The following is a 9595-nucleotide window of genomic DNA, read 5'->3' as shown; positions in this document are numbered from 1 at the left end:
TGAATTATGAATTATGAATTATGAATTTAATCTGCTTAAAGAAAGAATAGCCAAATTTATTAGCTTTTATTCTTAATGAAAAATGGGTTAAAACCGCTCGATTCTAACCCATTTGTATTTTATATTATTTCGCAATAAATGATTACGCCTTCAGCCTTTCGCATTAGGCTTTAAGCTTACAGCAATTTTTTAATGATTTCATCAGTAGAAATTCCTTCGGCTTCAGCTTTGAAGTTGCGAACAATTCTATGTCGTAAAACCGGCAACGCAATAGCTTTTACATCTTCAATATCCGGAGAGTATTTGCCTTTTAACAAGGCCGTACATTTTGCCGCAATAATAAGGTTTTGAGAAGCCCTCGGGCCTGCACCCCAATCAAGGTACTTCTTCGTCCACTCGTGAGCATCAGGACCGTCTTTACGCGTTTTGTGCACAAGCTTTACTGCATATTCAATTACATTATCAGGAACCGGAACTCTGCGAACCAGTTTCTGGTATTCCATAATTTTCTCTGCATTTAAAACCGACTGTAATGTAGTTGTAATGCCAGATGTGGTATTTTTAACAATGGCTACTTCAGACGCGTAATCCGGGTAGTCAAGGATCAGGTTGAACATAAAACGATCGAGCTGTGCTTCAGGTAGCGGATACGTACCTTCCTGTTCAATCGGGTTTTGAGTTGCCAGTACAAAGAATGGTTTTTCCAGCGGATAGGAGTGACCAGCTACCGTAACGGAATATTCCTGCATGGCTTCCAGTAACGCAGACTGTGTTTTGGGAGGTGTACGATTTATTTCATCGGCAAGGATGATGTTTGCAAAGATAGCGCCTTTATTAAAAACAAAGTTTCTGTTGCTGTCAAGTGTTTCTGCACCTAAGATATCGCTCGGCATTAAATCCGGCGTAAACTGAATACGTTTAAAGCTTAGATGCAATGTGGTTGCAATGGTATTTATCAAAAGTGTTTTGGCCAAACCCGGTACGCCTACAAGCAAGCAGTGACCCTGGCAAAAAATAGCAGTAAGGGCTTGCTGAATGGTTTCGTCCTGGCCAATAATTACTTTTTTAATTTCTGAAAAAAGTTGTTGATAGGCCGCATTCATTTCATTGGCCAAATCTACATCGGATTTAATAGCTGTCATTCTCTACTTATTAATCAAAATTTCACATTGCTTATATTCATCGTCGATATTAATGTATACCTGCGACTTTGTTTTATCAAACCATTGGTTTACGGCGTTGTTTCTTTTTTCTTCCAGCGCAGCGGCATAAATTTTTTGATAATCGTCTTTCAGGTTGGCCTGGTGCGCAGGGATTTTATTTTTATAGTATAGAATCCGTACAGCTTCTGAGCCATCAGCCATAATAAATTTTGCCGGAAGGGAGATATCACCTACAGTCATTGTATCGATCACAAAGAAAACAGCCGGCTGAATATCTTCCTGTGAAATACGCGTACTGCCTGATTCCGGACTGGCAAACATACCTCCATTGAAGGATGTTTCTTTATCTGCTGAATATAGTTTAGCAGCTTTGGCAAAAGGAAGCGTACCCTGTAGAATCAATGTGCGGATTGAATCCAGAAATGCTGTTGGATAAACCAGGTCTTTTGATGTTGCAGCAGGTTTAATCAGGATATGACGCGTATTGTATGTGTTATCTCTACGTTCGATCAGTTGGATGATGTGATAACCATATTGAGACTCTACAATGCCTGATGTTTGTCCAGGTTGAAGCTGGTTAGCGGCGGCTTCATATTCAGGAACAAGGTCTCCTTTTTTGAAAAAACCAATCTCCCCGCAATTCACCGCAGAAACAGGATCCTGAGAATACTCTTTTGCTAAGCGGCAAAAATCTTCGCCGCTGACAATTCTTCTGCGGATATCTTCAAGCTGTGCTTTGAACAGTAATTTATCCTGAGGGTTAATCTCCGGAAGACGGACAATCTGGCCTACTTCTACTTCAGAAGAAAAATAGGGCAGGGAATCTGCAGGAAGATTTTTGTAGAATTTTTTTACATCATTTGGTGTGATCACAACACCGGCAGTAATATTATCCTGCATTTTCTGAGTCACCATCTGGTCACGGATCTGCGGATAAAGTTCTTCTTTTAACTGATCTATGCTTTTATTGTAATAGCTTTCGAGTTTTGCTACTGTTCCGAATTGCTGAACAAAGTAATCCATACGACGGTTAAGCTGTTCATATATTAATTCTTTATCAACGGTAACAGAATCCATTACGGCTCTTGCAAGCAACATTTTATTAATGATCAGCGATTCTAATACACGGCACTTAACATCATCCGGTGATTGCATCATCTGTGCTTCAGGGCTTCGCATGAATTGCAGGTAGGAAATTTCAACTTCAGACTTAAGAATGATCTGATTGTCTACTTTGGCAACAATTTTATCAATGACCTGTTGTGCGCTGCCGGAATGAATAGTAGCAGCCAATATTGTGAATACGAATGTAATTCTTAAAAGCATGTAATAATGTACCTGATCAATTGTGTAAATATATTTATAAACGGGCGTTTGTCCTAATGCCCTGCAATACACAGGTTTTATTTAAACGAGATCGTATGTTGCATGCAGATAATAAAAAATGGGCACAGGCCCATTTTTTATTATCGCTTTATTAGTTTTTGTAATTCAACGTCATTTACTGTTACCGGATATTTGACTTTTAATTCATCGATCCATTGGTTTTCCAGATAACTCTGGTAGTCAGAAATAACCAATCCTTTCGCTTCATCAAAGGTTTTATTGCGCGGAGCATCTATGCGGTCAATAACAACCAGATAGAATCGGTTGTTATATTCGAACGTATATTCGCCTTTTTCCCATGTACACTTATTCAGAATTTCATTTTCATTTTTTGTGTAGGTGTTCTCAGTGATCTGAAGAGAAAGAGGCGTTTTTTCATTGTACGAATTTTCCAGATATTTTTTAGAAGATGTAATAATCCGGATTTCTGCGAAACGGTCTGTCTGGCGCTGAGCTTCAGTTTTACGGGCCGGAGGAGTTGGTAATACAGAGAAAGAAACCCGTTCAGTTTTGATGCCGGCTTTATTGAAATAAAACAAAATCGAATCCTGGCGCTGAGCAGATACCGATGCTGCTTCACCATGTTCTTTGCTAAGCTTAACGATAACAGAAGTGGCAGGATCCTTTCTAAGGACCAATATGGCCTTGTCCAATTGGCTTCTGCCGGCTTTGTTTACAGAAGAACTGTTTTTGTCGTAGGTAATATTGTCAAACGTATGTTCTTTCATTACATAGCTTGATTTTTTCAGGTCCGCACTAACATTATCCAGTATTTGTTTGCTGGCCGCACTTACAATGTATGCATGTGCTCTATCTGACCAGGTATACCTGGATGTATGTTCAGTGTAGTATTTTCTAAGTCCGGCAGTATCTGATGATGCTCTGTTCCATACTTTATCTTCCATCATCTGGAATAAAAGGATACCATCATGATATTCTTTTAAGAGCATTCTATAGTCAACATATTTCTCAGACAAATGTGCTTCTTCGTAATCAATCAATGATGCATTGACAAAATTTGTATACAATACATTTCTCATGTATACCTGAGGAGAGGTACTTCTAATAGCTTGCTGGTTTTCGAATACATAGCCAAAGAAATCTTCAGCTGTATACTTCTTTTTGTTGATCGTGAATAATGTTATTTTATTTTTTTCACTTGGCTGGAAGGTCCAGTTGCCGATCAGCAGGCTGCTGTCGGCCTTGCTCACAGCATAGTCCACACCTTTGGCATTTTCAGTGAAATTATTGTCGCGTTTCAGACGTGCGATCAACATTTTTTTATTCAGGTCAGAACGGGAATCTTTTGTAACCTTTGCACGAATACTTGGCTCCAGTTCTTCAAAAGAACCCAGCGGCTTGCGTTCGATTAGTTTGATAATGTGCCATCCGTAAGGAGTCTGAACAGGTGCAGTATATTGTCCTGGAGTAGTTAGTGTAAACGCTGCATTTTCAAAAGAAGGAATCATTTTACCCGTTGAAAACCATTGCAGTTCTCCGCCTTTGTTTTTGGAATTAACATCATCTGAGAATTCTTCACAAAGGGCATTCCATGATTTACCACTCTGAAGTTCAACATAGATTTGATCTATTTTGTTTTTCGCACTGATAGAATCTTCAACGCTCATTCCCTGGCTGTATCTGGCCATGATATGAGCAACATGCACCTGGCCCTGAGAAGGTCTGCGGTCAACAACTTTAATAATGTGGTAACCAAATTTGGTACGAACCGGGTTAGAAACACTGCCTACTTTTGTGTTGTAAGCTGCTTCTTCAAATTCATAAACCATTGAAAGTGCAGTAAAATAGCCCAGGTCACCTTTATTTGATTTTGCAGAAGGGTCTTCTGAATTTTGTACGGCAAGCGTTCCAAAATCTTCGCCTTTAAGAGCGCGTTCTTTTAAAGCCAAGACTTTGTTATATGCAATCAATGTGTCTTTGGGGTCAGCAGTAGGGCTGCATAAAATCAGGATGTGGCTTGCTCTCACTTCTTCTTTCATGCGATCATACGCCTGTTTAACCAACATTTCCGTAACTTCTTTCTCGGTCAGATAAGGCTGCGCCAATTGTTTTTGATAACCTGCAAATTCCTGTCGGAAGGCAACGGTTGTATCTAAGCCTAATTCTTCACCTTCTTTGACGCGAAGTTTGAATCGTGTATATAGATTCAGATATTCGTCAAGACTTGCTTTTGAATAGGCCTCCGGACTTTTGCCATTATTCTTTTCATATACATATTTAAAGTCTTCTGTAGATATTTTTTCATTACCGATCGTAAGAATATTAGGTTCTTCTGTTACCGGACTTGTTTTTTTTGATGAAGAAGTGGCTGTTTTTTCGCTGACACAGCTATTAATTAGCATTCCGGAAAGAGTGGCTGCTAAGATCCAAAAGGGTAATCTCATAAAACGTTATAGAAAATTTGTAATAGAACTTTAATTCAACGACAGAACGGTCATCTATTGTATTCATTCTACAATAGATTTAATAAAAATAGCGGTTTTTTATGAAGTAAAAAAAGTTTTAAGCGTACTTCAGGGTTTTACGCAGCAACAAAACGGTATAGGGTTCAGAACGCGAAATTTCAATGGAATCCATGATTTTTTTTACAAGAAGGAGCCCGATTCCGCCTTTTCTTTTTTCAGCAATCAGCTTTCTGATATCCGGAGATTCATGTGAATTAATATCATATAATTCACCTGTGTCACGGATTAAAAATGTGAAGTTGTTGTTATCATTTTCAATTTCAAGCTCAATATTATTATTGAACGTTTCGGAAGCTCCTATAGGATTATGGAGAATGCGGTTAGCGCATACCTCATCCACTGCCAGAACCATCATATTGATTTCAGGATCAGGCACAGACATACTCTGAAGTGTAGTGCTTACAAAGTCACGTACAGCTTTCAGATTTTGAGGATCTCTCGATATTTTAATTTTATTATTCAATTATCCGATCAGGTTTTTCGCTTCTTCTTTTGTCGCGGCAATTTTTATTAATTCATCCAGACCTAAAATCTGAAACACATTCAACACTTTTTCACTCAAATGACACAAAACCAGAGATATGTTATTTGCTTGAAAATCTTGAATATATGACATAAAAACGCCTAAACCTGCAGAAGATATATATTCCAGTTGCGAACAGTCAACAATTATTTTAGTTTCATTCTTTGAAAGAGCTTCTTCAATAGCCTGGTCTAATTGAATACTTGAACTAGCATCCAAATCGCCCTCAATGGCTATAAAATAAAATTCATTTTCTTTGACACTAGTTATACGCATAAATTTGGATTGGGTATGGAAAATGTAACAAAAATTTTCATTATTAACTAAACTTTAAAACAAGTAATGTGCAATCATCTTCAAATTGCGTACTTCCACTGAAATGCTGAACATGTTCAATGATGGCGTCAATTATTTGCTTAGGCTGTTCTTTAGAGGTTTCCAGACCCATTTGCTTCAATCGGTCATAACCATATTCATCTCTGGAAGGGTTATGTGCCTCAACCAAACCATCGGTATATAAAATTAAAACATCATCCGCAGAATAAGATAATTCATATTTATTTATGTATTTATCGTAGGTGTTATTTCTGCTAAGACCTAAGCCTAACCCTTTGCCATCAAGGAATTCGCAGGAGTTTGTTATGCTGTTGTAATGAATGGCCGGACAATGTCCTGCGCGTGCATATTGAATTCTTTGCGTTTCGGTATTAATAATAAAAAGACTGAGTGTAATAAAATTCTTTTTTTCAAGACATCTTCCGAGCGCGTTATTGGCAAGAGTCATAAACTCATCTGCCGGCAGGTCCAGGCTAACCAGGCTTTGGAACACGCCTTTCATTTGCGCCATGTTGAAGGCCGCACTTGTACCATGGCCGGAAACGTCACCTATAACAATAGCAAACCGGGTAGGAGAGAGCTCAAATACGTCGTAGTAATCACCACCGACCTCTTTTGCTCCTTTGGAATATACACTAAGCTGAACGGTGTTATTTAGATATAACGAAGAAGGTAATAAGCTTTGCTGTACATCTTTCGCAATCTTCAGCTCTTCCTGATAACGTTCAGTCTGAATAGCATCAGACATCAAACGGAAATTTTTAATGGATATAGACGCCTGGCTCACAAATGTGAAAATGATATCAACCATTTCCTTATCAAAACCATCATTCAGGTTTTTCAATAAAACCAATGTGCCGATTAATTGGTTGTTTGAAGTAAGCGGGATCAACAAAAACGATTTATAATCCAGGTGTTTTATTTTGTCGGTATGCGGATAACTTAAGATGTCTTTGATGTATTGCGGTTCAGAAGAAATGTTAACCTGATTTTTACGCAATGCTTTTTTGATTTCAAAAACATCAAACTCGTCAATGTTGCTATTTTGGAATGCTTTTAAGCCACCTTTGTTATCACGAATTTCAAGCCAGGCGGCATCAGCCATAACGGTTGTCATGCTACTGCTGATCAGCAGTTCGTACATATCTTCTTCTTTTTCTCCTACCTGCAAAGACTGGTGAAGTTTCTGGAAAAGCATTACTTCTCCAAACTTTTGTTCGAATACCGATGAGGTTGGCAGATTGAATAAAAGTACAAGCAAAGCTACAATGCAGTTCATAAGCATGAAACCAAAGATTGCCTGAATAAAGACATTGTCTGCCAGGTCAATTACCAGGTTACTTGTAATGTGATGTTCATAGATACGTTCAAGGAAGGAAAGGCTGATGATTACAATCAAACTTAGCAGCAAGATACTGCGCCATTTTTGTTTATAGGTCAGGAAGGCTACCCATTTCAGGTTAAAGGCAGAAATAAGACCTAAAATTGTTAACGGTGATGTAAACAACAGGAAGTACGGATCAGAAATATCAAAGAAGAAAAAGTTACTGACAATGCTGATCAGAACCAGGTATTCAAACAGATGCCAGACAACATCAGTCCGTTTTGTTTTTTGGTACAGGATCATTTTTTTCCATACATAAAAACCATTTGCAAGGAAAATGGTAATGATACCGATGTTTACGTGGTACAGAATATTTGATATAAGCGGATCATTCAGAAACATACTGTTGTGACTGAACAGGCCGGCAGATTTTATTGTCAGAGAAATCAGTACTGTTATTGCGCCGGTAATAAAAACCTGCCAGAGGAGATCATTAAAGTGACCGGTACGTTTAGACCCGATTTCTATTTTAAATCCCAGGAATGTAAATAAGAAAAAAGTACTTAATAAAACGTTAATGAGGATACCTGAAAAATATAACGGTATAATTGGTGATGTGAGCCTAATAACAGTAATATCGTCAACCAGGATGAGTACCCAGCTGACGAATGCAAGTATGAAATATAAATTTCTTAGGTTCTTTAGAATCACAATTAAATCAATTATCTGCTACTGTAATTTGGAGCTTCGCGGGTGATTTGTACATCATGCGGGTGGCTTTCTTTCACACCTGCAGCAGTAATTTTCACAAACTTGGCTTTTTTCATTGCGTCAATGTCCTTTGCTCCGCAATAACCCATACCGGCTTTCAAACCACCGATCAGCTGGTAAACAACTTCGTATGCTTTGCCTTTGTAAGCAATTCTTCCTACAATGCCTTCAGGAACCAATTTTTTGCTGTCTTCTTCCGCATCCTGGAAATAACGGTCTTTAGAGCCGTCCTCCATGGCTTCCAGAGAGCCCATACCACGGTAAGTTTTGAATTTTCTTCCTTCGTAAATGATTACTTCGCCGGGAGCTTCTTCAGTACCTGCAATCAAAGAACCAATCATAATTGTACTGGCACCAGCTGCAATGGCTTTGCATATATCACCGGAGAAGCGGATACCGCCATCAGCAATTACCGGAATTTTATATTTTTGAAGTGCTTTTGCACATTCGTAAACAGCGTATAATTGCGGCACACCAACACCGGCAATGATGCGGGTTGTGCAAATGGAACCCGGACCGATACCAACTTTAACAGCATCTGCACCGGCTTCGGCAAGCGCTTTTGCAGCGTCTCCCGTTGCAACGTTTCCTGCAATCAGTTGAAGGCCTTTGAATTTCTTTTTGATTTCTTTAACCGTCTGGATAACATTCTTTGAATGACCATGAGCGGTATCAATACTCACCACATCAACACCGGCTTTTACCAGCGCATCGATTCTTTCCATTACATCGGCTGTGGCACCAACGGCAGCTCCTACGCGTAAACGGCCGAACTCATCCTTGCAGGCCATCGGGCGGTCTTTCTTTTTAAGAATATCACGATAGGTGATTAGCCCTTTTAACCTTCCTTGTTTGTCAACAATCGGAAGTTTTTCGATTTTGTATTTCTGAAGAATCTCTTCTGCACGAACCAGGTCTATTCCTTCGGGAGCTGTTACCAGGTTGGCAACAGTCATGATCTTGGAAATAGGTTTGTTGATGTTTTTCTGGAAACGGAGGTCGCGGTTGGTTAAAATACCCACCAGCTTTTTATTTTTGTCAAGCACTGGAATACCGCCGATCTTAAAATCTTTCATGATTTTAAGGGCATCTTTTAATAAAGCATCTTCCTGCAAAACAATCGGATCCATGATCATGCCGCTTTCTGAGCGTTTCACACGGCGTACTTGTTCAGCCTGCTTTTCGATGGACATATTCTTATGAATAAAACCAAGACCACCTTCGTGGGCCATAGCAATCGCCATTTCGTATTCGGTCACCGTATCCATGGCTGCCGAAACTAAAGGGATATTCAGTTTAATGGTTTTTGTAAGATATGTGGAGGTGTTGGTGTCACGAGGGAGTACCTCAGAGTACGCCGGGATCAATAAAACGTCGTCGTAGGTTAACGCTTCGCCTGCAAATTTTGAAGAATCAGATAGCATCGCAAATAATTTATATTCGGTTACTTATTTGCAGGACAAAAGTACGCAAAAGTCTTCGATTTAGAAAGTATCTATTGTATTATTTCAATCTTTTTGGTTGAATCTGTTTAAATAGTTATACTTGAATATAATTATACGTATCCAATAGGAATTCTATGCTTTCAAAAAAGGCTAAATATGCG

General features: G+C 38.9%; 7 protein-coding genes. All 7 read right to left on the bottom strand.

Features of this window, described 5'->3' with window-relative positions; genetic code table 11:
* Window positions 1-176: 176 nt before the first annotated feature.
* Window positions 177-1142 carry an AAA family ATPase gene (locus ACTHJT_RS05500; RefSeq protein ID WP_440236988.1) on the bottom strand — a complete coding sequence of 322 codons (966 nt, stop codon included), beginning with the start codon at window positions 1140-1142 and terminating at the stop codon, window positions 177-179.
* 3 nt (window positions 1143-1145) lie between these two features.
* Window positions 1146-2489 carry a foldase protein PrsA gene (locus ACTHJT_RS05495; protein ID WP_440236987.1) on the bottom strand — a complete coding sequence of 448 codons (1344 nt, stop codon included), beginning with the start codon at window positions 2487-2489 and terminating at the stop codon, window positions 1146-1148.
* Between the two features lie 140 nt (window positions 2490-2629).
* Window positions 2630-4954, bottom strand: coding sequence for a peptidylprolyl isomerase (locus ACTHJT_RS05490; RefSeq protein WP_440236985.1), 2325 nt, complete (start codon window positions 4952-4954; stop codon window positions 2630-2632).
* A 118-nt stretch (window positions 4955-5072) separates the two neighbouring features.
* The gene (locus ACTHJT_RS05485; protein WP_440236984.1) at window positions 5073-5498 is read right to left on the bottom strand and encodes an ATP-binding protein; all 426 of its coding nucleotides are present in this window, start codon (window positions 5496-5498) and stop codon (window positions 5073-5075) included.
* A complete protein-coding gene (locus ACTHJT_RS05480; protein WP_440236983.1) occupies window positions 5499-5834 on the bottom strand; it encodes an STAS domain-containing protein in 336 nt (111 codons plus the stop codon).
* A gap of 43 nt (window positions 5835-5877) precedes the next feature.
* On the bottom strand, window positions 5878-7929 hold the full coding sequence (locus ACTHJT_RS05475) for a GAF domain-containing SpoIIE family protein phosphatase (RefSeq protein ID WP_440236980.1): 2052 nt from the start codon (window positions 7927-7929) through the stop codon (window positions 5878-5880).
* A gap of 11 nt (window positions 7930-7940) precedes the next feature.
* Window positions 7941-9413 (bottom strand): IMP dehydrogenase, encoded by a 1473-nt coding sequence (gene guaB / locus ACTHJT_RS05470; protein WP_440236979.1) that lies wholly within the window; start codon window positions 9411-9413, stop codon window positions 7941-7943.
* Between the last annotated feature and the right edge of the window lie 182 nt (window positions 9414-9595).

It is taken from the genome of Cytophaga sp., assembly GCF_051961495.1.
In the GTDB taxonomy this organism is placed as follows: domain Bacteria; phylum Bacteroidota; class Bacteroidia; order Cytophagales; family Cytophagaceae; genus Cytophaga.
The sequence above is the reverse complement of the archived record's forward strand: the minus strand, read 5'-3'. Positions and strand labels throughout refer to the sequence as shown.

Bases quoted from the DNA above. Each gene is read 5' to 3' on its own strand.
- ACTHJT_RS05480 (WP_440236983.1), bottom strand. From the start codon at position 5,834: ATGCGTATAACTAGTGTCAAAGAAAATGAATTTTATTTTATAGCCATT.
- ACTHJT_RS05500 (WP_440236988.1), bottom strand. From the start codon at position 1,142: ATGACAGCTATTAAATCCGATGTAGATTTGGCCAATGAAATGAATGCG.
- guaB (WP_440236979.1), bottom strand. From the start codon at position 9,413: ATGCTATCTGATTCTTCAAAATTTGCAGGCGAAGCGTTAACCTACGAC.
- ACTHJT_RS05495 (WP_440236987.1), bottom strand. From the start codon at position 2,489: ATGCTTTTAAGAATTACATTCGTATTCACAATATTGGCTGCTACTATT.
- ACTHJT_RS05490 (WP_440236985.1), bottom strand. From the start codon at position 4,954: ATGAGATTACCCTTTTGGATCTTAGCAGCCACTCTTTCCGGAATGCTA.